This window comes from Lysinibacillus sp. GbtcB16 (genome assembly GCF_019091145.1).
Classification (GTDB): Bacteria; Bacillota; Bacilli; order Bacillales_A; family Planococcaceae; genus Lysinibacillus; species Lysinibacillus fusiformis.
Map to the genome: position 1 here is coordinate 1 of NZ_JAGXJV010000512.1, position 264 is coordinate 264.

Sequence of the window (264 nt, forward strand, 5' to 3'; positions counted from 1 at the left end):
CGGATTTTCCGACACCGCGGCATATTATAGAAGCGGGTCAGAAGGCGTTGGATCAGAATAAGACGGTCTACACGCAAAATCCGGTGTTACTGGAGTTAAGTGAAGCGGGTTCTAACTTCGTGCAAGTGAAATACGGCCAAACGTACCGCGCGGCAGACGAAATTATCGTGACTGCCGGGGCAAGTCAAGCTGTTGACACCACGCTCCGCACGATTCTGACGCCAGGGGCTGAAGTGATTCTGCCGGCTCCGATTTATCCAGGGT

Annotated in this window: 1 protein-coding gene; it reads left to right on the forward strand. The window is 53.4% G+C overall.

Annotated elements, in window-relative coordinates:
• The coding region (locus KVT27_RS25080) for an aminotransferase class I/II-fold pyridoxal phosphate-dependent enzyme (protein ID WP_217582217.1) at positions 1 to 264 on the forward strand (264 nt) is incomplete at both ends.